This window comes from Roseovarius aestuarii (genome assembly GCF_019966515.1).
Classification (GTDB): domain Bacteria; phylum Pseudomonadota; class Alphaproteobacteria; order Rhodobacterales; family Rhodobacteraceae; genus Roseovarius; species Roseovarius aestuarii.
This window is the reverse complement of record NZ_JAIMIB010000032.1, coordinates 1-26178: the sequence shown is the minus strand read 5'-3', so window position 1 is coordinate 26178 and position 26178 is coordinate 1. Positions and strand designations below refer to the sequence as shown.

The 26178-nt window shown below is 54.6% G+C and carries 28 protein-coding genes; 7 read left to right on the top strand and 21 right to left on the bottom strand.

What is annotated here, in order from left to right:
- Positions 1-801: 801 nt before the first annotated feature.
- The 7 genes from LC334_RS21915 to LC334_RS21885 all read right to left on the bottom strand — a co-directional run bounded on the left by LC334_RS21915 (position 802) and on the right by LC334_RS21885 (position 4968).
- A complete protein-coding gene (locus LC334_RS21915; RefSeq protein ID WP_085802028.1) occupies positions 802-1161 on the bottom strand; it encodes a helix-turn-helix domain-containing protein in 360 nt (119 codons plus the stop codon).
- Positions 1162-1496: 335 nt separating this feature from the next.
- Positions 1497-1970, bottom strand: coding sequence for a GNAT family N-acetyltransferase (locus LC334_RS21910; protein WP_085801993.1), 474 nt, complete (start codon positions 1968-1970; stop codon positions 1497-1499).
- 76 nt (positions 1971-2046) lie between these two features.
- Positions 2047-2418, bottom strand: coding sequence for a VOC family protein (locus LC334_RS21905; RefSeq protein WP_085801994.1), 372 nt, complete (start codon positions 2416-2418; stop codon positions 2047-2049).
- Positions 2419-2548: 130 nt separating this feature from the next.
- Positions 2549-3124 carry a methyltransferase domain-containing protein gene (locus LC334_RS21900; RefSeq protein WP_217809130.1) on the bottom strand — a complete coding sequence of 192 codons (576 nt, stop codon included), beginning with the start codon at positions 3122-3124 and terminating at the stop codon, positions 2549-2551.
- 50 nt (positions 3125-3174) lie between these two features.
- Positions 3175-3594, bottom strand: coding sequence for a DUF6326 family protein (locus LC334_RS21895; RefSeq protein ID WP_085801995.1), 420 nt, complete (start codon positions 3592-3594; stop codon positions 3175-3177).
- 62 nt (positions 3595-3656) lie between these two features.
- On the bottom strand, positions 3657-4313 hold the full coding sequence (locus LC334_RS21890) for a DUF2306 domain-containing protein (protein ID WP_085801996.1): 657 nt from the start codon (positions 4311-4313) through the stop codon (positions 3657-3659).
- A gap of 34 nt (positions 4314-4347) precedes the next feature.
- Complete coding sequence (locus LC334_RS21885; RefSeq protein WP_085802029.1) at positions 4348-4968, bottom strand: class I SAM-dependent DNA methyltransferase; 621 nt, start codon at positions 4966-4968, stop codon at positions 4348-4350.
- 189 nt (positions 4969-5157) lie between these two features.
- Between LC334_RS21885 and LC334_RS21880 the strand changes: the two genes are divergently transcribed.
- Positions 5158-6072 carry a LysR family transcriptional regulator gene (locus LC334_RS21880; RefSeq protein WP_085801997.1) on the top strand — a complete coding sequence of 305 codons (915 nt, stop codon included), beginning with the start codon at positions 5158-5160 and terminating at the stop codon, positions 6070-6072.
- 340 nt (positions 6073-6412) lie between these two features.
- On the opposite strand, the gene LC334_RS21875 is transcribed toward LC334_RS21880, so the two are convergent.
- The 9 genes from LC334_RS21875 to LC334_RS21835 form a co-directional block, all read right to left on the bottom strand.
- Complete coding sequence (locus LC334_RS21875) at positions 6413-7363, bottom strand: pyridoxal-phosphate dependent enzyme (protein ID WP_176237764.1); 951 nt, start codon at positions 7361-7363, stop codon at positions 6413-6415.
- 8 nt (positions 7364-7371) lie between these two features.
- Positions 7372-8538, bottom strand: coding sequence for an aminotransferase (locus LC334_RS21870; protein ID WP_085801999.1), 1167 nt, complete (start codon positions 8536-8538; stop codon positions 7372-7374).
- The gene (locus LC334_RS21865) at positions 8535-9518 is read right to left on the bottom strand and encodes an ornithine cyclodeaminase family protein (RefSeq protein ID WP_085802000.1); all 984 of its coding nucleotides are present in this window, start codon (positions 9516-9518) and stop codon (positions 8535-8537) included. Before LC334_RS21865 ends, LC334_RS21870 begins: the two co-directional genes overlap by 4 nt.
- A 27-nt stretch (positions 9519-9545) precedes the next feature.
- Positions 9546-10331, bottom strand: coding sequence for an inositol monophosphatase family protein (locus LC334_RS21860; protein ID WP_085802001.1), 786 nt, complete (start codon positions 10329-10331; stop codon positions 9546-9548).
- 11 nt (positions 10332-10342) lie between these two features.
- Positions 10343-11089, bottom strand: a complete 747-nt coding sequence (locus LC334_RS21855; protein WP_085802002.1) for an amino acid ABC transporter ATP-binding protein — start codon at positions 11087-11089, stop codon at positions 10343-10345.
- A 1-nt stretch (position 11090) separates the two neighbouring features.
- Positions 11091-11786: an ABC transporter permease gene (locus tag LC334_RS21850; RefSeq protein WP_085802003.1), complete on the bottom strand. Its 696-nt coding sequence runs from the start codon at positions 11784-11786 to the stop codon at positions 11091-11093.
- The gene (locus LC334_RS21845) at positions 11783-12478 is read right to left on the bottom strand and encodes an ABC transporter permease (protein ID WP_085802004.1); all 696 of its coding nucleotides are present in this window, start codon (positions 12476-12478) and stop codon (positions 11783-11785) included. Before LC334_RS21845 ends, LC334_RS21850 begins: the two co-directional genes overlap by 4 nt.
- 79 nt (positions 12479-12557) lie before the next feature.
- Entirely contained in the window at positions 12558-13364 is an 807-nt protein-coding gene (locus LC334_RS21840; RefSeq protein WP_085802005.1) for a transporter substrate-binding domain-containing protein, read from the bottom strand.
- A gap of 42 nt (positions 13365-13406) precedes the next feature.
- Positions 13407-14660 carry a cysteine desulfurase-like protein gene (locus LC334_RS21835; RefSeq protein ID WP_085802006.1) on the bottom strand — a complete coding sequence of 418 codons (1254 nt, stop codon included), beginning with the start codon at positions 14658-14660 and terminating at the stop codon, positions 13407-13409.
- 170 nt (positions 14661-14830) lie between these two features.
- Here LC334_RS21835 and LC334_RS21830 point away from each other — a divergent pair, with 170 nt between their 5' ends.
- Positions 14831-15664 (top strand): response regulator transcription factor, encoded by an 834-nt coding sequence (locus LC334_RS21830; protein WP_085802007.1) that lies wholly within the window; start codon positions 14831-14833, stop codon positions 15662-15664.
- A 256-nt stretch (positions 15665-15920) separates the two neighbouring features.
- On the opposite strand, the gene LC334_RS21825 is transcribed toward LC334_RS21830, so the two are convergent.
- Positions 15921-16919 (bottom strand): aromatic ring-hydroxylating oxygenase subunit alpha, encoded by a 999-nt coding sequence (locus LC334_RS21825; RefSeq protein ID WP_085802008.1) that lies wholly within the window; start codon positions 16917-16919, stop codon positions 15921-15923.
- 271 nt (positions 16920-17190) lie between these two features.
- Positions 17191-17646, bottom strand: coding sequence for a PACE efflux transporter (locus tag LC334_RS21820; RefSeq protein ID WP_176237761.1), 456 nt, complete (start codon positions 17644-17646; stop codon positions 17191-17193).
- Between the two features lie 85 nt (positions 17647-17731).
- Here LC334_RS21820 and LC334_RS21815 point away from each other — a divergent pair, with 85 nt between their 5' ends.
- On the top strand, positions 17732-18628 hold the full coding sequence (locus LC334_RS21815) for a LysR family transcriptional regulator (protein WP_085802010.1): 897 nt from the start codon (positions 17732-17734) through the stop codon (positions 18626-18628).
- Positions 18629-18845: 217 nt separating this feature from the next.
- On the opposite strand, the gene LC334_RS21810 is transcribed toward LC334_RS21815, so the two are convergent.
- Complete coding sequence (locus LC334_RS21810) at positions 18846-19715, bottom strand: LysR substrate-binding domain-containing protein (protein WP_223413120.1); 870 nt, start codon at positions 19713-19715, stop codon at positions 18846-18848.
- Between the two features lie 214 nt (positions 19716-19929).
- On the opposite strand from LC334_RS21810, the gene LC334_RS21805 reads away from it, so the two are divergent.
- The 3 genes from LC334_RS21805 to LC334_RS21795 all read left to right on the top strand — a co-directional run bounded on the left by LC334_RS21805 (position 19930) and on the right by LC334_RS21795 (position 22515).
- Positions 19930-21612 (top strand): sodium:solute symporter family protein, encoded by a 1683-nt coding sequence (locus LC334_RS21805; protein WP_085802012.1) that lies wholly within the window; start codon positions 19930-19932, stop codon positions 21610-21612.
- A gap of 21 nt (positions 21613-21633) precedes the next feature.
- A complete protein-coding gene (locus LC334_RS21800) occupies positions 21634-21753 on the top strand; it encodes a putative transporter small subunit (RefSeq protein ID WP_217809131.1) in 120 nt (39 codons plus the stop codon).
- A gap of 261 nt (positions 21754-22014) precedes the next feature.
- Positions 22015-22515 (top strand): methyltransferase family protein, encoded by a 501-nt coding sequence (locus LC334_RS21795; RefSeq protein WP_176237762.1) that lies wholly within the window; start codon positions 22015-22017, stop codon positions 22513-22515.
- Between the two features lie 130 nt (positions 22516-22645).
- Here LC334_RS21795 and LC334_RS21790 read toward each other — a convergent pair whose 3' ends face one another.
- Both LC334_RS21790 and LC334_RS21785 read right to left on the bottom strand, forming a co-directional pair.
- Complete coding sequence (locus LC334_RS21790) at positions 22646-23116, bottom strand: aminoacyl-tRNA deacylase (RefSeq protein ID WP_085802030.1); 471 nt, start codon at positions 23114-23116, stop codon at positions 22646-22648.
- Positions 23117-23366: 250 nt separating this feature from the next.
- Complete coding sequence (locus tag LC334_RS21785) at positions 23367-23549, bottom strand: hypothetical protein (protein WP_085802014.1); 183 nt, start codon at positions 23547-23549, stop codon at positions 23367-23369.
- Between the two features lie 443 nt (positions 23550-23992).
- On the opposite strand from LC334_RS21785, the gene LC334_RS21780 reads away from it, so the two are divergent.
- Complete coding sequence (locus tag LC334_RS21780) at positions 23993-25903, top strand: elongation factor G (RefSeq protein ID WP_085802016.1); 1911 nt, start codon at positions 23993-23995, stop codon at positions 25901-25903.
- Positions 25904-26178: the final 275 nt, after the last annotated feature.

Here is a 26178-nt window from a genome sequence, read left to right as displayed (position 1 = left end):
TGAGAAGCCATCTAGCCCATGCGGTTGGATTTTCATTTCTACATTGGCCCCTGAAGCCCAAGGCATCCAGTTCCTGGACACAGGCGATGTTGCTACTGAGCAAGCGGTACTGGATGCTGCACTGACGGTTTTTGAACCAGAAGGGGCCGTAGGTTTTATATGAATTAATTCGAGGCCGTATCCCATGTTTAGGAATGATGGCTCAAGGTCAATTTGCTCCGCACCGGAAGGCACAGCCACACTCATTAACGAGAATATCAAAGTCAATTAAATTTGCATTCTAAGAACTCAGGACAGACATGACTGCACCTCTTCGCTGGTATCCTATAATTGTGTGTTGGAACTGGGGCGCTTCAGTGAATTTTCTACGAAATGCTCCAGGCCACAACCAATGATATGCCACCTATTGAGCGGCGGAGAGACAACGCACACATGAATCCTAAATGTTGGAATTCAGCTAACCCGTAGGACAGTTTGTTTCCTAATTTCATGTTGAATGTCGGCAGGAAATCCAATGCTCTGCAGGTGTAGTTTGTCACCAGTATTCAGGTTTATCTTTAACCCTCAGAAATTGGCTCTAGCATGTCGAAAATAGAAAACCTGACCGCAGAGCTTTGCGATCAGTTGATGCAGAAAGCATCTTCCGGTGACCTGGACAGCATTAAAAGTACTGTGGTGATGCTAATCGAATATTCCGCTTATGAAGTAGCTCGACATCGAGATTCAGAAGCCTCAGCTTCTTTATTCAATCTTGCCAAGGAGTTCGCGAGAGCATTCCCAATAGTGTAAAATTGTCATTCGTTAAGCATTTGGCTTTGTATCCGCCAAGGCTTTAGCGAATTCCAAGACCGCTTTTCTTTTTTCCTGCGGTATCTTGAAGTAACTGGCAATCAATATCGTGGCTTTATAGTCTTTCAAGATGTCTTCCCGTTCAGTATCTTGTTGCCTCAGGTCCTCGAAGAAGTATGCCACCGGAACGTTTAGCACGCGCGAAATCTCCCAAAGCTTCGAAGCGCTGACCCTGTTTGAGCCGATTTCGTACTTCTGAACTTGTTGAAACTTGATACCAATTCGATCAGCCAACTCCTTCTGAGTTATACCGTTGAACCATCGTAGATGGCGAATACGCCTGCCAACATAAACATCTACCGCTCGCGCCATGCACGCCACCCCAATTCGCGTTACCGTTCCCGTCAAACTGTCATAATAAACCGCGCTCATAAGGGGAAAATCCGGCAAAACATATCAGTGTGATTACCTATTAGCCGCCGTTGGAAACGGACGGTATCATTGTGTACGGCGAATTCTATTGAAAGTATCGGATGTCCGCTTAGTCCGCAGAGCGCTAGCTCGTTGAATGCTTGATTTCGCACACGCAGCGAACGGCAGGTTCGACGGGCCGCAGCGCGGCATCTTCACCGGTCGGTGAAAGGCAGCAAAGGGCCGGCTTCGACATATTCTGAAGCTGTCGGATAGCCAAAGATCGGATAATGCTGTCACTCTGTCGCGAGTTGAAATTTGAGAAAGGTCGCCCCGTCATAATCGACTTCGCCAACCTTCCACGCGCCAAGCCTGTCGAGTGCCCGCAGGTTCGTGCGTGACGGTGGTAAAAGGAAGGTCACATACGGGATGCGTTCATCGGAAATTGCAAAGTCGATCGCCTTTCGCGAAATGCGCGGCCCGAGGCCAAACGCGTCGGGCCGCAAGACCAGTCCGAAATCCCACTCGGCTCCTTCTTTTTGAAATCCACCCCAGCCGACATATCGGTCATCGGACAAAAATGCCCAATGTCCAAGCCCGTCACGGCGCCAACACTCTTCCTTTTTGGCAACAAACCGCGCCACTGTTTCGGCATTCCAACTAAATTTCAGAAGCGGCAGATGCTCGGCCACACGAGGGTCGGACATGTGCGCCAAGATTTCGGCTGGGTCGATTTCCGACATTCGGACGAATTTTATTTCAGATTTCATTGCGGCGTCTTTCGATGCGCTCTTCGCCCATTGTCCGCTGGACGTGATATTTCAACAGCCAACTCTTTGCCTGGCGTCACGCTGGGACATAGGCATTCAGTTTGTTGCCATCCAGATCCCGGAAATATCCTCCGTAGAAACCATGATCTCCGCGTGGGCCGGGGGGCCCCTCATCTGTTCCGCCAAGTTCGAGGCACTTGGCGTGAAGCGTACCGACGGCTTTTCTGTTGGTCATTTTCAAAGCGACCATCACCCCGTTTCCAACCCTTGCCGGTGCCCCATTGAATGGACAAGCAAGGCATAACGCAGGCTCGGCCCTTGAGCGGCCCCATGCGGCCATATCGCCGTGTTTCCAAAGACGGTTTGCGCCCACGCTCGAAAACAAGGCGTCGAAGAATTTCAGCGCGGCCTCGAAGTTGTTGGTTCCGAGGGTAACATATCCGATCATGCTTGATCTCCGTAAATCTGTGGGCGCTATTTTCAACTCTAAGCCCGACTACAAAGGCGCCTGGGTTGCTGCGCCAGACCGCCTTGCAAGCAGGGTCGAGGCCGGACCATGGCTCGGAATTGCCCGCACTTCAAAATTTTTCGAAACGCTCGATTGCCTGCATCAATCGGGAGCGGGACATAAACCGGCCGGTCCCGCGAAACAAAAGCGCCTGCCGCATAAGGCTGTCGGCAAGACCACGGGCAGGCTCATCCGCGCAAAACGCGAGACAAAGCGCGCCGCCGGCTCGAACAACCCTGCAGAGCTCACTTAAAGCCAGGTGGGGATCGGGGACGGTTTCCAAAGCCCAAGCACAAGTCACAAGATCGAAGGTGCCATCTTCAAACGGCAGGGACTCCAACCGTCCTTGTATCTTCGGCACAGGAATGTCGGCGCAGCGTGCAAGCATCGCTGCGGACGGGTCGAGAAGGGTCATCGAATTCGGCGGCATGCCCTCGGCGATCAGTCTACGTGCCAGGTTGCCGGTGCCGCAGCCAGCATCCAAAAGCCTCGAATTCGGCGTCGCAAGTGCACGCACCAGACCTTCCAGGGCGGCCTGCGCCTCGCCACCGGCATGACGCAGCCAGCGATGATGAAGTTTGTCGTAGCGAGGTGCGAGCTTGTCATAAAGATCAACCGCATCGTCTAAAGGCGTTTCTGCCAACATCTATTTGGTCCTATTATTCATTCATCGTGTCCGCGGTGCGCGCACGTTTTTTACGGAGAACTTGCGTCGGATTGCGGTGCGGTGTGTTCGTGCTCGGGCCAGATCCATGCGGTCCAGAGAATTGCGATTAGAGCCACGATCTCGATGACGAGTTGGAAGGTGTCATCCATGTCGGTGGGGGCCGAGGAAAGGAGCGTACCGGTTGTGACGATCGCTGCAAGAAAGGTGACAGGGCGGCCAATCCTGCGGGTTAGCAGGAGCGAAAAGAGCACCATCGCAATCGGCACTTGGACGAGGAAACCGCCGAGAAGCATCAGCCCTTCGGTGATCTCGATGCCGTTGTAATGGCCTGTCAGCAGCATCTCGATATGGGACGCGAGGACAAACTGGTGAATATCGCGAAAGATGATGTTGAGCAGTATGAACAGCCACAGGGCCGACAGAAGAATATGGGGATCGAGCCGTCTCATTTTGGTGTCTTCTTTCTGTGTTTCTGGAGTTTGCCGGTTTCAGGCCGGGAGCACGACCGGGTTCAGATCGCCGCGCCGGATGTGCGCGTTGCAAAGGCGCGGCGGATCAGGAGTTCCGCAATCGCAAGGTTGATGGCCCACGCCCCGACCATCAGGACGTCACGGGAAAACCCCGACGGCTCAGTGTCAAAGAGGCCCATCGTGACCAGAAAGAGCGCGGTCTGCGTTGAGGCCCCTTGGCCGATGGCATAAGCGCGCAGCATCGCAGCGCGGTGCGCAGCGACGTTTCGCGACCGGATCGCGACGACGGCCCATGCGATGAGGGCGACCATCGCGAGGCTAAGCGTGACCCTTGCCACGTAAAGCAGTGGTCCCTGCAGGGCGTCGGGAAATGCATAGGCCACGGTCATCCAGAGCCCGGTGATGGCGCTGACGCATCCCGCTGCCGCCACGATCCGCCCGAGGGTCCTGTGCAGGGCGGGGCGGTAGCGCCTCAGGCTCGGCAGGAACTGCACAGCCCCCACGAGGCAGAAAACTGAACTGCCGAGAATATGCAATGTGATCGGGAGGGGATCGATCACCGCACGCGGGTTCGGCGGTATGATCGCCGGAGCGCCGAGAAGTTCCGGAAGCCGGACCAGACCGACGACTGCCGGAATGAAAGAGTAGAGGAACACGAGGGCAATGAACGCCCATTCGCGACGGCTGATAAAGTGCATGCTTCGGTCTCTCAGAACAAGGTGTCGGTCTGCCTCAGTCGGGCTTGCGCGCGACGATAAAGGGGCTCAGTCGGTTCTTTCCGAAGTACCGCGTCTGCTCGATTTCGAACCCGGCCCGGAACAGGTGCCGGGTCAATTCAGCGCGACTCAAGATGATCACATTAGGCGCGATCCGCAGGGCCATGAGCACACGAACCATGGTTCGCATCCAGCGCGGCGCGTCCTTCAGACAAACCGTCTTGGAAATGAAATGACCGCCGGGTTTCATTTGGTGGAATGCTGAATCCAGCGCGGTGGGTATGTCATCCACCAGATGAAGCAGGCTGAACGCGCAAATGACCTCGAACGGTTGGCCAGGAATGTCTTGTGCCGCCTCCGCCTGAAGGAATTCTGGTGTTCCCGCGGCATCGCCGCCTGAACGTGACCGGGCGATCCGGATCATCTCGGCAGATAGGTCGGTTGCGGTCACATGAGCGACGAGAGGCGCGATCTTACTCGCCGTTCCGCCTGTCCCGCAGCCGATTTCAAGAACGCGATCGGTCGATCGAAGAAGCGCAGTGACGCATTCCAGCTTTTCTTCGTAGGCGGTGACATCGGCGATGGGCTTTTTTGCGTACTTGGGCGCATGCCGGTCCCAGAAGGCTTGGGCAGTCATGTCGGTTTCCTTTGCGTGTTGCACTTCAGGTTTGAAGCAGCGCGGATGCGCCAGCCGTAAGAACCTGCGGAATACATTGTGTCGCTTTCAGTTGCCGAGATCGGGCCGATCTCGTTTCGCAGCCGGTATCATCCATGCGCTTATGAAAGGTCGATTGCTTAAATTCGTTCACCTGCTATACGCTCATGAATGAACTGGCAGGCCGTCTCCTTCGATTGGAACCAGGTACGAGCCTTCCTCGCGACAGCGGAGGAAGGCTCGTTCAGCGGCGCGGCGCGCGTACTGAAGACAACGCAGCCGACGATAGGACGGCAGATCGGTGCGTTGGAGGAGGCACTTGGCGTCACGCTGGTAGAACGCAGCGTCCGTGGTCTTACTTTGACTGAAGCAGGGCGCGACCTGATTGATCACATGCGCACGATGGGCGAGGCTGCGACGCTCATCTCGATGGTGGCCGACGGTAAATCTCAGGATGTCACCGGTGAGGTCACGGTCACGGGAACGGACCTCTTGTCAGCAGCGATCCTGCCGGGCGTGCTCAAGCCGGTGAGACAGATGGCGCCGGGCATCCGCGTGCGCATTCTTGCGTCGAGTGAGATGCAGAATTTGACGCAGCGCGAGGCGGACATCGCGATACGCCACGTCCGCCCAGATCAGCCTGACCTGATCGCACGGCACTTGGGCGACTTTCGCGCCACTCTCTATGCCGCGACCGACTATCTCGATCGTGCAAGCCGCCCACGGACACCGCGCGATGTGGCCGCACTCGATTTCGTCGGCAATGCCGACCCTGAGCGGCTAATGGCCCCGCTGCACAACATGGGCGTGCCCGTTCGCGCAGAAAGCTTCGTGATGTCGAGCGAGAGTGGTGTCGTCGCATGGGAATTGGTGAAAGCGGGCTACGGCGTCTCGATGCAGCCCGAAACGTTGGGCGAGGCTGAACCTGGCATAGAGAAGGTCTTGCCGGATTTCCCTTCGCTTGAATTTCCAATCTGGCTGGTCACCCATCGGGAGTTACAGACCAGCCGCCGTATCCGGATCGTATTCGACCTGCTGGTCCGGGGTCTGTCAGACATTGCGAAGCGCCGAAGTGGTGGCGATTGACAGGTGTAAATGCGCCGAACCCGGAGCAAATGAGGTCGCGTGGCATTAATTGAAGCTGCGGTTGCACGAGTTCGTTTTGTCCGATGAGTGTATGTTAATGTTGGAAATGCTGCGCAATCGATCAACGTCCGCTTTGGGGAAGCTGCAATGCGGCAAAGTCTCTCGCGATGAACGGCTGCTTAGGGCCGGTCCCTTTCGATCAGATCAGGTCCTTTTGACCGAAACGCTAAGAGGCGGAGAACGGCAAGAATGGGCCCTCCTTAACCAATGCGGCGTTGCGCCCCAAAAGTCGCGATGCATGCAAAGCGAGCATAGCGTAACCGAACTTGAAAACAGATGCTCAGCTGTTGATAAATGGACGCACCTTGGTCCAATCGAAATTGGCGCCGCATAGCAGTACAACAGTGGTTTGTCCGCGCAACTGATCGGAGATCTGACTGAAGCCCGCCAATGCGAGCGCGGCGGCCCCTTCGACCAGCATATTTTCATCCACGGCCAATTGCTTCAGCGCCGCGCCGATTTCAACCTCGGTGCAATGTACGACCTGGTCGATCACATCCCTTGCTAATGGCAACGTAACGCTGTCCTCATCCACCCCTCCGGCCACGCCATCAGCGAGCGTGTCCAGATGCTGAGTTTCCACGACCTTCCCGGCCGTCATCGACGCCGCGAGGGCTGCTGAGTTTTCTGCCGACACGCCTATGACGCGGGTTCCCTGACCAAAGCTTTTGAGAACCGACCCAATGCCGCTGATCAATCCGCCACCGCCCATAGCGATAAAGATGTTGTCAACGCGGTCGACCTGTTCCAACACCTCAAGGCCAATCGTGCCTTGCCCAGCGATCACATCATGATCGTTATAGGGCGAGACATAAGTAAATTTGCCACCCGCCGCGAGGCTTTGCGCGTGCATTTCGGCCATCCCGGATTCCGCGCCGTGCAGAATGATTTCAACCCCGAAGGACTGGATCTTCTCTAGCTTCGCCCGTGCCACAGTTTCGGGTAGCACGACGGTCAGGTCCTGCCCGGTCAGCGACGCAGCGCGCGATGCAGCAATGCCATGATTGCCCGACGATGCGGTGACCAGCTTTTGCCCGGGCGCCATTGCTGTCATTTTGCTGGCGGCTCCGCGCATCTTGAATGAACCGGTCAGCTGGAAGTTCTCGGCCTTGAACCAAAGGTCACACCCGGTTTTGACACCCAGTGTCTGCGATGGCAGGGTCGGTGTTTCATAGATCAGCTCACGAATTCTTGGGCGGGCTTGAACCGAGCGGTCCGCAGATTGCGCCATGCGTTCTGTCAAGTTGTCACCTGCATTTCCACACGGGCGGCAGGGATGCCCTGGTCATTTAACTGCCGCAGAAACCCACTGACTTTTGCCAACCCATTGCGGAGAATTTCGGGGCTGTTGGCATATCCAACGCGTAACCAACCTTCCATATGCAAGACAGATCCGGGCGTGAACATGACACCTGTTTCCTTCAGCAATGCGATGCAGAATTCACGCGATGGCATGTCGAAATCATACTTCAGTAATGCCGTGGTTCCCGCCTTGGGCTTGATGTAAGATATCGCTGGTTCACGCTTCACCCAGTCGTCCAGAATTTGTAAGTTGCCGCGCGTGATCTGATGGCTCCGCTCTAGGATGCGGGCTTTGCTTTCAAGCGCAAGCGCTGCAAAATAATCGTCGAGCATCCCCACGCTGATGGTGTTGTAGTCGCGGTGGATCGACACGGCTTCGCGTATCTCGGGTCCCGCCGCGATCCATCCCAAGCGTAATCCGGCCAGCGAAAACGTCTTGGACATGCCCGCGACGCTGATGCCCCTTTCGTAGAGATCGGCAATGGCGGGGGAAAACCCATCACCGTCCTGGGCGGTGCCGCGATAAACCTCATCACACAGAATGTAGGCCTGACTGCTTCGGGCAATCTCGATGAATTTCTCCAGATACCCTGCATCCATCAATGCGCCTGTCGGATTGTTCGGGTTGTTGATCGCGACCAACTTGGTCTCGGGCCGGATCAGAGCAGCGAATTCATTGAGATCTGGCAGAAACCCGTTTTCTGGCCGCAGTTGCAGGATATCTACCGTCGCGCCATAGCTTTCGGGGATGGAGTAGTGTTGTTGATATGTCGGCCGCACCGAGATTACATGGTCACCCGGTTCCACCAGAGTTTCATGCACCAAGGCATTGGCCCCGATCGCCCCGTGGGTCACCACGATATTGTCGCGCCTTTGGTGCTGGTAAAGCGTGCAGATCGCATCGCGCAGCCGGTCCGAGCCCTCAATCGCGCCATAGGTCAGCTTCATCGGCATGAGATCATCCAGCACGTTGGCGTTTTTGCCCGACATCTCCAGCAATTGCTCAACCGTCAGTGAGGCGACACAGGTTTCCGCCAGATTGAACTCGCAGTGATTTTCGAATTCGTTCATCCAGATTTCAACGCCGAAAGGTTTGATTTTCATGTCATATCTCCTGTCTCGGAGGCGCGCCAAAGCTTCCAGATACCGTAGGCCATCGCGATGTCTTCAAGTCCCAGCCCGACCGAACGGAAATAGACGGGTTTATCATAGGCGGGCATTGGGGCTGCACCACATGCAAGCGTGGCAAGATCGCCCTTGACCGCCTCTGACGACCAGCCATGTTGTGCGGCGGCAAGCTGCATCTCGGCCGCGGCACCAGGCGTTGTCGGAGCATAATCGCAATAAACATCCGCCTCTTGCAGGAACGCCGGGGGCACTTCATGCGCGTTCGGTGCGTTAGTGCTGATCGACGTGACAAGCGCAGGCTTGCCGATATCGCCTGGATCAATCACAGGCGTGCCGGACGAGGTGCAGAGCATCACCACATCTGCCCCTGCAATGCAGCTTTTGGCATCTGGCGCAAAAACCACCTGGTCCGAAATGCCGCGCCATGTGGATTGTCTATCCTGCTCCTTCGCAAGCGCGGGCGAATAGACACTGATCTGCGCCCAAGGTCGTAGGGTCAATACATGTCTTAAATGCGCCTGGGCCACGGCTCCGCTGCCGATGATGGCAAGATTTGTGGCGTCTGAAGTTGATAGAAAACCGACCGCCAAAGCGGTGGCACCCGCCGTCCGTTCGGTGGTGAGAACACCCGCATCACACCACACCAATGGGTGACCGGTTGTCATGCTCATCAATGCGGTCCAGGCGGTGATTATGGGCGGGCCGTCCGTCACGATATAGGGCGACAACTTGGCGCCAAACACACCCATAGCCTCAACCGCACCCATATAGGTGATAAAATCACCGTCTTTGCCGGGGAAATCCGTCACCGTTTGGGCGGGTTGCACGGCTTTGCCTTCACCCACTGCCCTGAAAAGGGTGCGCAGTTCGGCCTGCACATCGAGCTGTGGCAGCAAGGCCGTAACGGCGGCAGCATCCAAAATCGCAGGGCCATTGGCTGACGAAGTTTGTTCCATAGATAATTCCTTTTGTCAGGCGGCAGGTCAGCCTTGCAAAATAAAGAGAACTTCATCCAGCCGCGATTTGTCACCTGCGGCAAGAACATTGCCCCTCATGTCAAACGACAGCGGATCGCCGTTCCAATCGGTGACATAGCCACCAGCACCGGTAATGACCGCTGCCGGCGCATAGATGTCAAACGCATCAAGACCCCCATCCAACGCCAGATCGGTACGCCCCGAGGCAAGAACCCCGTAGGCATAGCAGGATCCGCCATATTGCACGTATTGCGCACAGCGGCGCACCAGGTCGAACTTCGCACGGTCCGTGTCATTCATGAAATCGGCATTACTGCAGGTAGTCAGGGCCGTTTCAATTGACGCACACGCGCGGGTTTGGATGGGCTTGCCATTGAACAGCGCCATCGTCTCGGCCACGCCGACCCAACGATCTTGTGTCATCGGCTGTTCGATCACCCCCACATAGGGCGCGCCGTTCCACGCAAGACCAATCAATGAACCAAAAATCGGGATCCCCGCCACAAACGCCGCCGTGCCGTCAATCGGGTCCAGCACCCAGACAAATTCGGCATCGGTATTCTTGTTCTCAAACTCCTCCCCCAGAATGCCGTGATCAGGATACTCTGCCTCAATCATCGCGCGCAGGGCGGTTTCAACGGCTTTGTCGGTAGAGGTTACGTATGATGCATCCGGCTTGATCTCGATATCGGGGTCGGTTGCACTGGCCTTAAGCAGCATCGCGCGGCTTTGGTCGGCCAGCGCCTCCGCGAAGGCCAGAAAATCCTCATGAGGGGGGAAGTCAGATGTCATGTGGCGAACCCTTAATGTGACAGGATTTGACTGAGGAACAACTTGGTTCGGTCGCTTTTGGGGGTGCTGAAGAACGTCTCTGGTTCGGCCTCCTCCACGATCTCACCTGCGTCCATGAAGATCACACGGTCAGCGACTGACCGGGCGAACCCCATCTCATGGGTGACACAGATCATTGTCATGCCGTCGCGGGCCAGATCGACCATGACCTCAAGCACTTCGTTGATCATCTCGGGATCAAGCGCCGAGGTCGGTTCATCGAACAGTATCACCTCGGGCTTCATGCACAGCGCGCGCGCAATGGCGACCCGTTGCTGTTGGCCACCCGATAGCTGGATCGGATACTTGTCGGCCTGTTCCGGGATTTTCACACGTTCCAGATAATGCATAGCAACCTCACGCGCTTCAGCCTTTGGCGTCTTGCGCACCAGCTTTTGCGCCAGCATCAGGTTGTTGAGGATCGTCATATGCGGGAACAGATTGAAGCTTTGAAACACCATGCCGACCTCGCGGCGCACGGCGTTCAGATCCTTGAGGTCGTCGGTCAGCTCAATCCCGTCGATGATGATCGTGCCACCATCATGTTTTTCCAACCGGTTGATGCAGCGGATCATGGTGGATTTACCGGAACCTGACGGACCGCAGACCACGATACGCTCGCCTTTCGTGACACTCAGATTGATATTCTTGAGTGCCTGGAAACTGCCGAAATGCTTGTCGACATTCTGCATCAGGATGAGGGGTTGCGGGGATGTCATATCAGCCCTCTCTTACGGTGTAGCGGCCAAGATATCGTTCGATCCGGCCCAGCAATCTTTGCAGGAAAAATGTCAGGATCATGTAGACGATGGCCAGCGAAATGAAGATTTCGTAGGGCGCATAGGTTTGCGCCACGATGGTTCGGGCGATGCCCGTCATATCCGCCAGCGTGATGGTACTGGCCAGAGCGGTGGATTTCAGCAGGCTGATGATGTCGTTGCCATAGGCCGGCAGGGCAAGCCGTGAAGCTATTGGCGTGGTCAGATAAATGAAGCGCTGCGACTTGGAGAGGCCCAACGCCTCGCCCGCCTCCAGCACACCACGGTCCACGCCCAAGACGCCACCCCGCAGGATTTCCGACACATAAGCGCCGGTATTCAAAGTGAGCGCCACAATCGCGCAGCCAAAGGGATCACGGAAGATCGGCCAGAGAAAGCTCTCGCGGATGAAATCCAGTTGCGGAAAGCCGTAATAGACGATGAATATCTGCACCAATATGGGCGTGCCGCGGAAAACATAGATATAAACCTGCGCGGGCCATGAGAGGTACCATTTTCCACTGATCCGCATCAGCATGATCACGATTGCCAGCATCAGCCCAAGAATGGCCGACAAGACCAGGAGCTGAAATGTCAATCCGATGCCCATTAGCATTTTCGGCAGGGACTCGGCGATCAATGAGAGGTCAAAACTCATGTGCCTGCCCTCATCGTGCGCTGTCCGTAGCGTTCCAGCCCCATGACTGTCAGTGTGATCACCGTGGAAAAGCCCAGATAGATCAGGCCGACAACAATATACATGGTGAAGGGCTTGCCCGTGGTGCCGATGGCCTGTTTGGCCACAAAGAGCGTTTCATTCAGGCCAATGATCGAAATCAACGCCGTGTCCTTGATCAGCGACAACATGTGATTGCCAAACGCAGGCAGGGCAAGCCGCCACATCTCGGGGACGCGCACATAGAAGAATACATGCAAACTCGACATGCCGAGCGCCTGTGCCGCCTCGATGCTGCCGGGTTTTACGCCCAGGAAGGCCCCACGAAAGGTTTCGGTCGCATAGGAACCCACGATCAGGGCAATGGCGATGGTGCCGGCCCAGAAGGGTGGTACATCCAGAAACTTGATCTCGGGGTTAAACATCTGCGCAATTGCGGTCAGCGTGATGGCTGATCCGAAATACAAAAGCAGGATCACCAGAATTTCAGGCGTGCCACGAAAGACTATCGTGTAGCCATTGGCGATTTTCTGGGCGATCCGGCTGTTTGACAGCTTGGCCGCGGCGCCTATCAGGCCAAAGATGACCATCAGAACAAGCGACGCCAGAAACACCTGCGCCACAACGACGGAACCCCAAAAGAAATCATCCCACCAGCCGGTTAAGACGTCCAAATTAGCCTCCCTCGGCTGGTCTGGTTTACGTTAAATATGGGCGGCGCGTGCGTTTGGCGCACCGCCCATTCGGGTGGCCTTAGCCATCGCCCCATTCTTCGTTATGAATGGGGAAAGGGAAGTATTTCAGCGCATATTCTGTCAGCTTGCCATCGTTGATCAACTGTTTGATGGCAGCATCCAGACGTGCCTTCAGCTCCGGTTGGCCTTGCCGAAGGCCGATACCCACACCAATGCCAAAGAACTCAACTTCGCTGATGGCCGGGCTGATGAATTCGAACCCGCTGCCTTCTTCCTTTGTCAGGAACCGCAAATGCGCTTTCATCGGGTTGGTCATGATTGCATCGACGCGGCCGTTGACCAGATCGAGATACAGCGGTTCCGACCCGTCATAGAGCACAACATCCGCGTCCGGCAAACGTGCGTTGAACCAGGATTCGTATGTCGAGGCGCGCTCCAAGCCGATGCGCAAGCCGGCAAAATTTTCAGGGATAGGATTGCCCGAGGGATCAAAGAGGTTCTGTTCGCTCCCGGATTTACCCACAAGACGCCCCACGGAATCACGGTAGGGACTCGAGAAGTCGATCTTTTCAAGACGACTGTTGGTGATCGACATCGACGCAACGATGAGATCGAACTTATTGGCCAAGAGCGCTGGAATCATACCGTCCCATTGCTGGCAGACAAATTCAAGCTCGGCGCCGATGATTTCTGCCACCCCTTTGGCAACGTCAACGTCATAGCCTTCAAGCTCGCCTGAATCGGTACGGTAGTTGAATGGCGCATAGGTGCATTCCATTCCCACGCGTAGGTTTTCTGATGACGCGGGCGCGCCGATCGCGAACGCGACGGCCGTGGCAGCAATCAGTTTTGTTAAACGTTTCATGGGTGTTTATTCCTCCTTGCTATTGTGTCTCCGTTGCCGGTTTTATCCGGCTATTTTTACGGCTTTGGTAATTTCATTCAAAGTGTGCTCCACCTCGGATTGAGTGTTGTAATGCGATAAGCCGATCCTCACGACACCCTCCTCAAGCGGCAGGTTGAGGGCGCGGGCTGGTTCATAGGCATAGTTATGGCCATGCCAGACATGGATGCCCGACTGCGCCAATGCGGTTGCGATGGCTTTGGGGTCATGCCTGTCATGGCGGAACGAAACAGTTGTAACACGTTCCGCGATCCGGTTTGGGTTTGAGATGCCATAGATCGTGACGCCCGGTATCGTCTGAAGCCCTGCAATCAGCTGGTTAGTGATCGGCTCTTCATAACGGCGCTGAGCATCATAGGCATGGGCAATCTGGGCGCGCATATCCCCGGACCCACCGCAGAGTGCACCAAGTTCGGCAAAATACTCAACCGTGGCGGAAAGCCCGGCCAGCAATTCATATTGCGGCGTCCCCATCTCAAACCGGTCAGGACTCGCATCCGAAACGCAACGCCCTTTATAGGGGTAGAGTGACGTCAGAAGTTCTTCCTTGCCCCAGACAATTCCCATGTGTGGCCCGAAGAATTTGTAAGACGAACAGGCCAGAAAGTCGCACCCCAATGCCTGCACATCGACCAGATGATGCGGCGCTAACTGAACAGCGTCGACATAGACCAGCGCACCTGCGTCTTGCGCAATGCGCGTCAGGCGCTTCACATCGTTGACGGAGCCGGTCATGTTGCTGGCATAGTTCAGGGCTACCAGACGCGTGCGCTCGGTCAACGAAGCCGCCAAATCCTCGGGCTCGATCTGCCAGCTATCGCGGTTGAACTCGACCCAGCGGATTTCCAACCCTCTGTCCCTAGCAATCTCCAACCATGGACCCACATTGCCTTCGTGCTCCATCCGGGTGATCACGATTTGATCGCCCGGTCGAAAATCATGGCAAATGCTGCGCGAAAGATGGAACGTCAGGCTTGTCATGCTCTGGCCAATCACGATCTCAGCGGCAGAGTTCGCACCCAAGAACGTGGCCATATCCTCATGCGCCTTCCGCCAGGTGCGGTCCGTTTCAATACTGGTCGCAAAAGCCCCGCCCGCATTACTGGCGTTGTGCAGCAGATAGTGAGTGATCGCGTCGATAACCGTGGACGGGACCTGCGTGCCGGCCGGGTTATCAAGATATATTCTGTCTCTCTCACCATCTTTTACGGACAAAGAAGGGAACCTGTCTCGGATGTGCGAGATTGGAAAAACCATTGGTGCTCTTGTCCCCCGGGGCGGCAAAGTTGGGCCCTTATCTACCCCGAGTATCCACCAAAATGAGAGATGCCCCTATCATCCCAAAGGATGACGGCATTCTTATGCAGCTTGATCAGAGGATAATTTTGCCAGTTAATAGACACGCAATCTGATTGGAAATTTCTTCGATGAAGCACGACACACCCTGCGCCAGCTACCCGGCCATCACCGATAGGATGATCGTTTCGTTAATCGAATTGCTGGGTCGTGACAGTTTTGCAGCGGATCTGGCTGACATTCTGGAGCAGCAATTTGGTCACGCACATTTTCACATATTTCTCTATCGCGAAAAACTGGCACCTGCCGCGCTGGCGAGCCGCCCAAACCCGATAGCCTACGCGCGCGGGTTGGAAAACTATTTGAACTATACCTATGTCATCAACCCGGCCTACCGGGCGTATCGGATGGGAAAACCTGCCGGTGTCTACATGATTTCAGACTTCATCCAGAATGACAGTCAGGCCATCTTGGATGAGCATGATGTCGATGTGCATATCGAGGATTCTGAACCAATTGGATACCGCACACCGGGCTGGCCCAAGAATATGGCAGAGGTGATTGTTCTGGTTAACCTGCCAAACAATACAGTGCTTGATTTCAGCTTCCTGTCGCCCCTTGGAAGTCGTCAAACCCTGGACGCCAAATCATCGCTCGAACGCCTCTTTCCAATCCTCAATGCGGTGGTTCTACGGCAGTTTGCCGTTAGCCCGAACAGCCTGGACGCCGAAAATACCCTATCCGGCCAAGAAGATCGGTTTCACGATTTTGGCGGCAACGTGCTGACCGTTCGGGAACGCGAAATCGCGCAACTCATCTTGATCGGGCACAGCAGCAATTCGATCTCGCTTAATCTCAGGATTTCCCTGGCAACCGTAAAATCCCACCGACGCAATATTTACAGCAAGTTACAAATCTCTTCCCAAGCCGAATTGTTCAGCCTGTTCCTGCTTCATTTGAAATAATTACGGTTTTTACCATGTGTCCGATGGGTCGTGCCGGGCTATTTCACCACTCCGTTTTGCGTGTCCACTAAGCGCACGGTCCAGTCATTCCGACGAGAATGCTGAATCCCTAATGAGTCTCGCGAACTGTAAATTCATCATTGCCTGATTTTACATATGCAGTGAACGTCCGCTATGCGGGCTGCAGCCGCAGCATGGCGATCGCTCGCTGGATGTCGGCTTTGGGCCGTCCTCGACGCGCGATCACTCTTTCTGCCTACAACTGCGCTGTAAGCAATCTGTTTTGAAAATACGCGACGCCCTGTTCGTGACGGGGCGAAAGCGGGCCAGGGCGATAACCACCGCTTTCATAGTTTTTCTGGGTTTCCGAACAGACCTCAAAATCCTCGCGGACCACGGTCAGATTGTCCGCAATGGTATTGTCGCGCGCCGCTTTGGTGGCATCAGATGTATCGGCAAAATAAAATTGGTAGATCAGTTCGGTCCGACGGTGATCAATTGGATTGATCCGCGATGTGTTCATGCCGCCGTTGAAGAGCGAAAGCGTCCAGTTAGGCCACATCCAAAGCCATTTTCCCCTGTAGAACAGCCCCTCCCGCGGCGGGGCGGACATACGGACCAAGCCATCGCGCGCAACGGTTTCGAACTGATCGAATTCGATGGCGGCGTGAAACTGAGGATGAATACCCGGGATGTGATAACCTTCGACGAAATTATCCGTGTAGATCTTCCAGTTCGCATTAAAAACCAGACGCTCCTCATGCACCCATCGGAAGGTTTCCAAGGGTTCGTCTTCCAGCTCTTGCACTGTATCGGCCAGTTGCTCACCCAGGTCGGTTTCCGGCGCGATCGCGACAAACAATAATCCGCGCCAGACCTCGAAGGAGACCGTGTCCAACGCCCATTCAGCCTTGTCGAATTCGGCGTCATCGCCCCACCACGGCACGTTTAGCAATGACCCGTCCTCACCCCAGACCCATTGGTGATAGGGGCAGCGAATGGTGCCGCAACGTCCGGTTCCCTCTGGCAGAAGCCGTGCGCCACGATGGCGACAGACATTGCGAAATGCCTTCAGTCCGTCCTTCGCGCGAACAACGAATACCTTTTGACCGGCAATCTCGGTGGCGATGTAGTCGCCGCGCTCCGCCAGCCTCGAGGCTGGGCCAATCATCTGCCATGTGCTGGCAAATATCCGTTGGACATCGGAAGCGTGGATCTCGGCGCAGGTATAGTGTCGAGGGTCTAGGTTTTGCATGTTGTTGCTCGTCGGTTCGCTTCGGCTAGTGCAGCCTAAAGCGTATGCCGCGTCATCAGAAACGAAAAAGTCCGTCGCAGGGCGCTGCAGATAGGATTAGAATTCGCCAATCAGCCGAGATTGCGGTCGCAGCGAACGGCAGGTTCGACGGGCCGCGCCGCAGCATTCGCACCGATCGACCAATGGCAGGAAAGGCGCCGACTAACCCAGCCTTAACGATTTACCAGACAAACACTGGAATGATCCTGATAGGAAACTCGGGACTCCGGTCTCAAGCCTCCAACAGGCTGTTTCGACGTTTCAACGGGAAAAGCCTGTCATACGCCAGAGTGAAGAAATAGGTGTAAGCGACAACAAAAGACGTGACGACAATGTCCGTTACGAATGCATCCAGCAATCCAATGCCGAGCCACCAAATGTATATTGGCAGCGAAGTAATGGTCAGGGAAATCTCGAAACCGAAGGCATGCAGAATCCGCCCAACATGTGTCCGTTCACTGGACACTCGTCCGGAGCGGGCGTCAATTTTGTCGAACAACCAGTTGTACACGAGATTTAGCAGCATTGCCTTGCCGGCGAGAACGGCGCCAAGCACGCCGATTTCTGCAACGGGTTTATCGAAAAAAGCCGCGCCAACAGGCACCAAAATTGCCATCAGCAACAACTCGAAACTGACGGTATAGCGCAGACGATCTTTTCCAGACCTCAAGATGACTTTATCCGACATTTCCCGCTCCATTGTTGGATTTGCTTCTATCGATTTATTCGGATAAATATAGTTAATTAGTATCTGAATATCAGATAGGTTAACTATGCCGTCACCTGAAAGCTTACAGGCGTTTGTCCTTGCTGCCGAGCTTGGTTCCTTCTCTGCGGCGGCGCGAAAAATGAATAAGGCGCAGTCAGCAGTATCAACCGCAATCGCCAATCTCGAAATCGACACAGACCTTCAGCTATTTGATCGAAGCAGCAGGTCCCCGACGCTCACTCAGGCCGGGAAGTCTTTACTGCCTTACGCCAAGGGTGTCCTACTCGGAAATCAAGAGTTTTTCGCCAAGGCAACGTCTATGGCCGAAGGGGTGGAAGACAATCTTTGCATTGCTATCGAACAAGGGATCAATCTGATGCCGGTTCTGGATGTGCTTTGCGCATTCTCAGAAGAATTTCCGGACGTATCATTGGAAGTTCTGACCACGGGTCCTAACGATACGGCAGCTTTGCTCAAAGAGGGGCGCGCAATTCTCGGTCTGATGACAGAACAGGAAAGTTATCCTGCAGGCTTTCAGTTCCGCGGAGTGGGGCATTCGGCATTGATCCCAGTTTGTAGCGCATCCCACCCCCTGGCAAATTTGGAACGCGTGGCTCACAGAGATCTGCGGCAGTATCGTCAGTTGGTTCTCAGAAGCCGCTCACTAGACGTCCCAGTTCAGGTTGGGGAAATCAAGAGTGCTTCGATATGGTATGCGGAAAATCCACACATGATCGTAGATCTGGTCTTGCGCGGCATGGGATGGGCTGAATTGCCATTTCCAGTTGTCAGAGAATTAGTCAGATCAAACAAGCTGGCTCAAATTAAATACACGTTCCAGCAAAGCGACGCGTTAGAAGGTATTGACCTAGTCTGGACTGAACAACGCGTCCTGGGCCAAGCAGGTCAATGGATTCAGAGTCAGCTTCTCAACTTCTCGCAAGATGTATGGCAGGGATGAGCTCTCGAAAATGCCGCGCTGCGAGTTAATGTCTGATTTCGGTAAGCGGGCATCGCAATTTTTTGATTCACTTGAATGTCGGCAATGGGCCGCTACTGGCCCGCTCTCGCTATCGACTGCCGCATTCGATAACAACCTGACGCTCGTCGCGATTGCCAAGGAATTGGCCAGAATTATCAAATTCGGTCATTCAATCTCCGAAACCTGCGAATGGGCCTTAAGACATCTCCAAAATCCAGTTTTCCAATACGGTGGCTTCTTGGGTCAACTTCACGCCTAACCGTTTTACAAGAAAATACCCGCGCCCAGTCTTGAGCGACACGTTGAGCGGCTGCACCAACTCGCCGTTTTCCAATTGATGGTCCAGCAATCTGTCCCATCCAAGAGCAATCCCCTGCCCCGAGCACGCCGCTTGAATAAGGAGCGGTAAGTTGTTGAAACCAAGAGATCGCATGTCTTCTGAAAACGGGATTTTTTTCTTCGTCAGCCACTGATGCCAATCGACCCAGTCCCAACGGTCCCCTCGAAGATCCAACAGAGTGTGTTCGACAAAATCACACGGATCCAAGATTGGCGCGTTGGTTTCCAAATACGCCGGTGCACAAACCGGATAAATCTCTTCCGACACCAACAGGGTGGCATCGAATCCCGGCCAGTTTCCGTCACCGTACAACAATGCCATGTCGACGCCGCTCTTGAGGCAATCCCCCTCGCTGTCTGACGCTATGATGTTCACCGAGATATCGGGGAACCGCGCCTGAAATTCTGGAAAACGTGGCATCAGCCACAGGTGTGCCATCGACAGATCCGCGCCAAGCGTCAGGTCATGAGGTGTATTATCCACCCGGATCGAACCAGCCGAATTTGCAAGTAAGTCCAAGGCTACGGATACCGCATGCTGGAACCGTTGACCCGATTCAGTCAACTCAACGCGACGGTGGGCGCGATCGAACAGTTTCACACCAAGGTATTGTTCTAGTATGCGAATTTGGCGGCTAACCGCTGCTTGCGTGATGAACAGTTCTTCAGAAGCGCGCGTAAAACTCCTCAAACGTGCGGAAGCCTCGAATGCCGCGAGCGTTGTCATAGGTGGTAACTGGCTTCGGATTTTTTCCATAACTATTCCTGATGAGATAAGCAAAGTTAATATCGTTTGAGCGGATACAAGCACAATTATAACTTATGACTCACGGATATGTGGGCTGAACATAAGTTATTTGTTCTGACGATTTTGAAAAGCCCGTTGTTCCGTCAGAGCAGGCATTAGCCTGCCGAAACTCGAACAACAGGGAGCACGACCTATGTCTGATCCGGTATTTTTTCAGTTCTCTACAGTGACCGTCATCATACTCTTAGCGCTTTTCTACGGCGGCACCTTTTGGATGTCGACTTTTGTCAATGAAAAGGAAGAGAGCGTTGACGGTTTCATGGTTTCAAGCGGCGAAGTGGGCTTCGGCATCTCTGCCGCAAGTATGACCGCCACATGGATTTGGGCGGCGTCTTTTTATGGCGCGGCCATCTCGGGTTACAACTACGGCCTATCGGGACCAATGCACTACGGGTTTTGGGGGGCGCTCATGATCCTGTTCATTTATCCTTTCGGCTTGCGGTTCAGGAAACTTGCGCCAAATGCCCACACATTGGCCGAGATCATGCATGCACGACACGGTTCAGGTAGTCAGTTGATCCTTGCCATATCCAACCTTTTCGGCAGTGTGATTAGCCTGATGGTGAACTTCACTGCTGCGGGCGCGCTGGTGTCTGTGCTGTCTCCGCTTTCGTTCCAGGCAGGTGTTTTGATCGCGGGGATAGGTGTCTTATCCTATACGCTCTGGTCTGGGTTTCGCGCGTCCATCTTGACGGACTTCGCACAGGTGGTTGCAATGATGTCCATTGCCGTTGTCATTATCCCCTGGGTCTATTTCAGTGCGGGTGGAAGCGAGGCGTTGAGCGCCGGTTTCACCATCATAACCGAGCAACAGGCCGACTTCTTCTCTACCACTGCAATATTGGAACAGGGCGCCCCCTTCTTCGTGGCAGTCCTTGCCTATGCCATTGGCAACCAGACCATAGCGCAACGTCTGTTTGCGGTGCGTGAAGACCTGATCAAGCCGACCTTCATCACAGCGACGCTTGGATATGGTTCGATTGTGATTGGTCTGGGTATGCTTGGTTTGATGGCGTTGTTGTTGGGCGTAGCACCCCACGAGGGCGATCTGAACAACATTATCCCGCAGATGGCCTCAGCATACCTTCCACCCGTCATGATAGCGCTGTTCTTCATTCTGGTGATCGGTTCGCTATCATCGACAGCAGATTCCGATTTGTCAGCGCTATCGGCGATCATGATGACAGATATCTACGGTCGCAACTTAGCCAAGGGCAATCCAAACCCACGTAAGATGCTGTTGTTGGGTCGTCTGACAATGATCGTCGCCACGGTGGCAGGGCTCATTCTCGCCAGTTTCTCACTCGACATCCTGGTTATGTTGGTCTTCGTCGGCGCACTCTGGGGGGCCATTGTGTTCCCGGTGATTGCAAGCTGCTACTGGAACCGTGTCACCAATGCGGCGTTCATCTGGGCTGTGATTGGCGGGCTTGTCTTGTTTACAATCGTGCGTTTCGAAATCCTGCCACTTACCGGTATTGCCGGCGGATTTTTTGAGTTTGTCGCAGCAGCTGGCGGTGGCGTGGTTCTGGCGCTGATGGCCTTCGGTTTCTTTGGTCGTATCGTTGGGTTGTTGGTCGGGGCCATTGGGTTTTTGGCCTGTGCTTACTATTTCAACGGATTTCTTCGGGATTACACCGTCCTGTTGGGGTCGCTGACCGCCTACGGTGCCAGCACGATCATCTGCGTCGCCGTAAGCCTGATGAGCAAGGATGAGTTCGATTTCGATCTGATCAATGAGCGTGTGACGAGCTTTGACGATGATGCCGCTATGGGTGCGGTTCGCGCTGAAGATGAACGCCTGAAAAACGCCTGATAGAACGAAAGGAAGTTCCCAATGCTGACACTCTACATTCTGATATGGCCACTCATTTCCGCAGTAGTTCTGGCCTTAATCGTAACGACGTTTGTGCGCGAATTGCGCCAGGCCAAGAAAGAAGGAAAGAAGGTGGTCTGAGAAGTCGGTCGAGCATTTTTGCACCGGCCTAGCGCAGAGGGATCTGATCCCTAGCGCAAGTGCCCTCGCGTTTCCCGTTTCGCGAGGGCACCTTTGTATTGATAGATGCCATCTTGGACGAAGATTGCAGTCTACGTGAAACCCAAAAAAAGCGGACTTTAGTCAATAGGTTTCGAAAGGTGGCATTGAGTCCTAAGAGGCGGCGGGACAGTGCAGGATACGATCGACAAACTATGGTAAGATGCGGCCATGTTTTGGTGTATGACTAAAGCCGTGCTTATCCTTCCTGGAACAGCGCTGATCTACATCCCGTTTCTGATCCAATGGTTCAGCAACAGTTGGCCATTCGATGTGATTGTGGGAACGGGTCTACATTGGGCTTTGGCGGTGATGTTGGTTGTCCCCGCGCTTGCTTTGGCCGCCAACACGATGAAGCTGTTTGTTCATGAAGGGCATGGAACTCCAGCACCGTGGGACCCGCCTCAAAGACTTGTAATCAACGGGCCCTATCGCTACGTCCGCAACCCCATGCTTTCAGCTGTCATTCTAATGATACTTGCGGAAGCAGTGGTACTGAACAGTCCGTTCCTGCTTGGTTGGGCGATAGTATTCTTTTTCCTCAATACACTTTACTTCATTTTCATAGAGGAGCCGGGGCTAGAGCGACGATTTGGCGAGGACTACCTACGATACAAGGCGGCGGTGCCACGATGGCTTCCAATGTTGCGGCCGTATGAACCGCCTGAGGCAAACTGCAATTGAAGAACAAATTTTGCACCACACTTCAGCCATATGATCAGCCAAGATGCTGCGCGATTTGAGAGCGTCGGCTTTTCGAAAAGCGGCCAAGCAAAAATTGAATCGAGCTGGATGTCCGATCTGGACCGCTCGCCTAGTGCATGCAGCAGAAAGAGCCGTGTTTGACGTCTTTCATCAGTTTATCGAAATCCTTGCCGCGCATTTCGATTAAGGTTTTGTGGTCTCCCGCTTCGAACCAAATTTTATCAAGCCCGGTGAGACTGTTGTCCACAATGGTTGGTACACTATAGGCTGCACCCACTGGCGGCGCTGCACCAAGGACGCAATCATCAAACAGATCGCCTATTTCAGATTCTGGAGCAAGACCTAGACGGCGTTCCATCATCGATTGCAGGGCGCTGAGATCAACCTGATGATTGCTGGGCAGAACAGCCAGCATCGGGCCTTCCTCCATGTGGATGAGCACGGATTTGGCCAGATGTTCGCCGGGTACATGCGCTGCTTCGGCGCATTCGCTGGCAGTTGCGGCATAAGGGTGAGGGACTATGTCAAAGGGGAGTCCTTGGGCATCCAGATGGTGTTTTAGGCGAGTTGCAATAGTCATGGCGTCCTCCGTATCGTCGAAGGCGTCCCGGCTGCAAAACGTGCCATGGTGCGCACCCAGGGCGCAATTTAGCGTGTGAGTCTTCAGTGTGCGCCTTATGATCAGTTCGGGCAAGGGGGATTTCAGCATTGAAGGCCAAAGCGGAAAGGGTCAGGGCAGTCATGCATTCGACAATCGAACCGGGGTTCGTGTGTCTACAGAACGCTTTGGCTTGAGCTTAAAAATCCTCGCTTGATCGTGACCAGGTGTGTTAACTTTGGTTCGGCCCACGTAGCGAGCGAATTGCTTGGCGGATCGCCTTCCAGTTGGTTGCTTCTTCGCTCTGCCCAGCCTCTTCGCATTCCCTCATCTTTCTAGAAGCTTCGGCTTCGGCCTTGTCACCATGCGAGTTATACAACGCATGTGCATACTTTGCGACTTTGATTGCGTTCATGCTCTCTATCCTTCTTGTCGTGGTACGGCGCGGCTTGACCTTGTGGGTCCGCTGGGGGACTCAGATAGTACATCAGATGATGCTAGGAGTCAGGACGCTAAAGATCGGCACAGATGCCCGGAATTCGGATTGTCCCGGCTACTATTATTCGCTGGCGGCAATTGCCGCGCGATATAAGGATGGCTGGTCTGGCGAAACTGCGCGGCAGCTTTGGATAACGTGGTGAAGGTCCGGAACGGACCGGCAGCAATTAGACTCTTTAGTTACAGGCTCTTGACTGACCAATCATGTCTGGCTGACACTGAGAGCAATCCGAGTGGCTGGTGGCAGCGGATCTCCGTCGTTTGCCAGACCGTTGCTCTATCCAGGGTGGGACACAGGCAGTGATCCTCTGTCGCGCAGAAGGCGTAATTCTACGCTATGGGCGCAGGGAGGATGTGTTAATGCGAGCAATAGCTGTAACCGGGCCATCGGGTTCTGGCAAGACAACGCTGGTCGAGGCCATGGCGAGTTTGGAAGGCTCGCGTTCACAATCGCTGAAGCTGATGGGTGATATCGGCGTCACCATGTTCGAATACATGGAAGATAAATGGGCGGTTCTGGATATTCCCGGCGGCCATGACAACCTATCGCAAATCGGATCCGTGTTGGCTGCTAGTGATGCGGCGGTATTATGCGTTCCTGCAGAGACTGACGCAGCCGTACTAGCCGCCCCGTATTTACGAATACTTGAAGAAACCGGGATGCCCGTGTTCATTTTCATTAACAAGATTGATGTGGCTGCGGATCGCGTTTCGGACATCGTTTCAGCGCTACAGCGCTACTGCCGACACGGAATTGTCCTGCGTCAAGTACCGATGCGATCCGACAATGAGATTGTTGGTGCAATCGACCTCATATCAGAACGGGCCTGGGAGTACCGCGAGGGTGAGCGGTCTACTTTGGTTGAAGTGCCCGAGAAAATGTTCAATCGCGAACAAGAAGCGCGTACCGAGTTGTTGGAGTCACTTGCGGATTTCGATGATAATCTTCTCGAACAGATTATCGAAGACCAGAGCCTTCTGACCGAAGATGTTTATGAAGTCGCAACCCGCGTCCTCCAGCGTCACGATCTGGTTCTGAGCTTTCTGGGCGCTGCGAGCCACGGAAACGGAATACAACGATTGATGAAGTCATTGCGCCACGAAGCACCGCAAGTTGAAGCGCTACGCGAAAGGCTGAACTTGCCCGACGATATCTTGGCCGTAAGCTGCTCTGCGGACCACCTGAAACATGTTGGCAAGGCAATCTTGATTAGGGCGCTCGGAGATGGGGTGCAATCGTCTATCCGGTTGGGCGGCGGCATGATCGGCAGTCTGAACGCTATCGATGTCAAAACGCCGGTTTCTTCGCTCGCCCCGGGTAAGTTCGCACTGATTATCAAGAGCGACCATGTCGCGCCGGGTAATTTCTACACATCCAACAAGACGATTGACCTGCCCGAGTGGACCGAGGCGCATCCGGCCGCACTGCGACGCCTGGTGGAACCCGTCCATGAGAAAGACGATAACAAGCTCTCGACAGCGCTCGCCCGTCTTGCCGAGATTGACCCGGGGCTCACGCTTGCCCAGGACGAGACTTCGGGCCTCCTGGAGATCGGGGTTCAGGGACCGCTGCATTTGCGCCGAACAGTCGAGAAACTGGCAGAAGCCTATGGCATCGAAGTTGAATGCTCGGACGTGCCGACTGCATTTCGTGAAACCATTCGCAAGGGGGTCGAAAAAAGGTATCGACACAGGAAGCAATCCGGTGGGGCAGGACAATTCGCGGATGTTGTTGTCGCGATTGCCCCTGGTGTTCGCGGCAGTGGCTTTGAATTCGGTGACACGGTGAAGGGCGGCGCGGTGCCGCGAAACTACATACCGTCGGTGGAGGCAGGTGCCCGTGAAGCATTGACGTCTGGTCCATCGGGTTATCCGGTCGTTGACTTGCGTGTCACATTGTTGGACGGCAAGACCCATTCGGTCGACAGCTCTGACTACGCGTTCCAGATGGCCGGTCAATCGGCGACAAGAGAAGCTTTGTCGGAGATTGGCACATTCGTTTTGCAGCCGATCCTGAAACTTGAGGTGCACGTGCCGTCGATCTTTGCCGGCAGCCTGGCGCAGTTGGCAAGCGGTCTAACGGGTCAGGTCCTCGGCTTCGAGGCCCACCCCACCGCAACTGGCTGGGACGTTTTTCGCACCCTGCTTCCGATGGCGTCTCATGAAGAGTTTTCACGTGCTCTTGGCAGTGCAACTCGGGGTACCGCATGGTTTGAAAGCAATCTCGACCACTACGAACAAACACGAGAATACGCTGCCGCAGATGCTTAACAGGGGTTTCGGGTAAGAATTACTCAAAGTGTTCCGGTCTTGAAGGTCTGCTTCGGGGATCTCGCTATGTGTTTTCTGGATTTCAACGAATGTTAGTGAGGTTCCCCTAGTTTCCTAGACACCTGCCTGGTTGATTTTGTGCTGTCTGATTTCGAAGTCAACGGGCGACAGCATGCCGTTGTTCGTGTGCTTGCGTTTCGGTTTAGCGGAAGCAGAGGTTCGAAAGAAAAACGATAACAAAGGCTCAATGCTCGTGTTCACGATAGAACGCAAGG

Coding starts and splice junctions, on each gene's coding strand:
- LC334_RS21865 (WP_085802000.1), bottom strand. CDS start 9,518: ATGGAACAAACTTCGTCAGCCAATGGCCCTGCGATTTTGGATGCTGCC.
- LC334_RS21860 (WP_085802001.1), bottom strand. CDS start 10,331: ATGACATCTGACTTCCCCCCTCATGAGGATTTTCTGGCCTTCGCGGAG.
- LC334_RS21870 (WP_085801999.1), bottom strand. CDS start 8,538: ATGAAAATCAAACCTTTCGGCGTTGAAATCTGGATGAACGAATTCGAA.
- LC334_RS21855 (WP_085802002.1), bottom strand. CDS start 11,089: ATGACATCCCCGCAACCCCTCATCCTGATGCAGAATGTCGACAAGCAT.
- LC334_RS21780 (WP_085802016.1), top strand. CDS start 23,993: ATGCGAGCAATAGCTGTAACCGGGCCATCGGGTTCTGGCAAGACAACG.
- LC334_RS21790 (WP_085802030.1), bottom strand. CDS start 23,116: ATGACTATTGCAACTCGCCTAAAACACCATCTGGATGCCCAAGGACTC.
- LC334_RS21890 (WP_085801996.1), bottom strand. CDS start 4,313: ATGCACTTTATCAGCCGTCGCGAATGGGCGTTCATTGCCCTCGTGTTC.
- LC334_RS21915 (WP_085802028.1), bottom strand. CDS start 1,161: ATGGCGCGAGCGGTAGATGTTTATGTTGGCAGGCGTATTCGCCATCTA.
- LC334_RS21795 (WP_176237762.1), top strand. CDS start 22,015: ATGACTAAAGCCGTGCTTATCCTTCCTGGAACAGCGCTGATCTACATC.
- LC334_RS21805 (WP_085802012.1), top strand. CDS start 19,930: ATGTCTGATCCGGTATTTTTTCAGTTCTCTACAGTGACCGTCATCATA.
- LC334_RS21815 (WP_085802010.1), top strand. CDS start 17,732: ATGCCGTCACCTGAAAGCTTACAGGCGTTTGTCCTTGCTGCCGAGCTT.
- LC334_RS21900 (WP_217809130.1), bottom strand. CDS start 3,124: ATGTTGGCAGAAACGCCTTTAGACGATGCGGTTGATCTTTATGACAAG.
- LC334_RS21905 (WP_085801994.1), bottom strand. CDS start 2,418: ATGATCGGATATGTTACCCTCGGAACCAACAACTTCGAGGCCGCGCTG.
- LC334_RS21885 (WP_085802029.1), bottom strand. CDS start 4,968: ATGACTGCCCAAGCCTTCTGGGACCGGCATGCGCCCAAGTACGCAAAA.
- LC334_RS21910 (WP_085801993.1), bottom strand. CDS start 1,970: ATGAAATCTGAAATAAAATTCGTCCGAATGTCGGAAATCGACCCAGCC.
- LC334_RS21875 (WP_176237764.1), bottom strand. CDS start 7,363: ATGGCGCAATCTGCGGACCGCTCGGTTCAAGCCCGCCCAAGAATTCGT.
- LC334_RS21825 (WP_085802008.1), bottom strand. CDS start 16,919: ATGCAAAACCTAGACCCTCGACACTATACCTGCGCCGAGATCCACGCT.
- LC334_RS21880 (WP_085801997.1), top strand. CDS start 5,158: ATGAACTGGCAGGCCGTCTCCTTCGATTGGAACCAGGTACGAGCCTTC.
- LC334_RS21820 (WP_176237761.1), bottom strand. CDS start 17,646: ATGTCGGATAAAGTCATCTTGAGGTCTGGAAAAGATCGTCTGCGCTAT.
- LC334_RS21840 (WP_085802005.1), bottom strand. CDS start 13,364: ATGAAACGTTTAACAAAACTGATTGCTGCCACGGCCGTCGCGTTCGCG.
- LC334_RS21850 (WP_085802003.1), bottom strand. CDS start 11,786: ATGAGTTTTGACCTCTCATTGATCGCCGAGTCCCTGCCGAAAATGCTA.
- LC334_RS21830 (WP_085802007.1), top strand. CDS start 14,831: ATGAAGCACGACACACCCTGCGCCAGCTACCCGGCCATCACCGATAGG.
- LC334_RS21810 (WP_223413120.1), bottom strand. CDS start 19,715: ATGACAACGCTCGCGGCATTCGAGGCTTCCGCACGTTTGAGGAGTTTT.
- LC334_RS21800 (WP_217809131.1), top strand. CDS start 21,634: ATGCTGACACTCTACATTCTGATATGGCCACTCATTTCCGCAGTAGTT.
- LC334_RS21835 (WP_085802006.1), bottom strand. CDS start 14,660: ATGGTTTTTCCAATCTCGCACATCCGAGACAGGTTCCCTTCTTTGTCC.
- LC334_RS21785 (WP_085802014.1), bottom strand. CDS start 23,549: ATGAACGCAATCAAAGTCGCAAAGTATGCACATGCGTTGTATAACTCG.
- LC334_RS21895 (WP_085801995.1), bottom strand. CDS start 3,594: ATGAGACGGCTCGATCCCCATATTCTTCTGTCGGCCCTGTGGCTGTTC.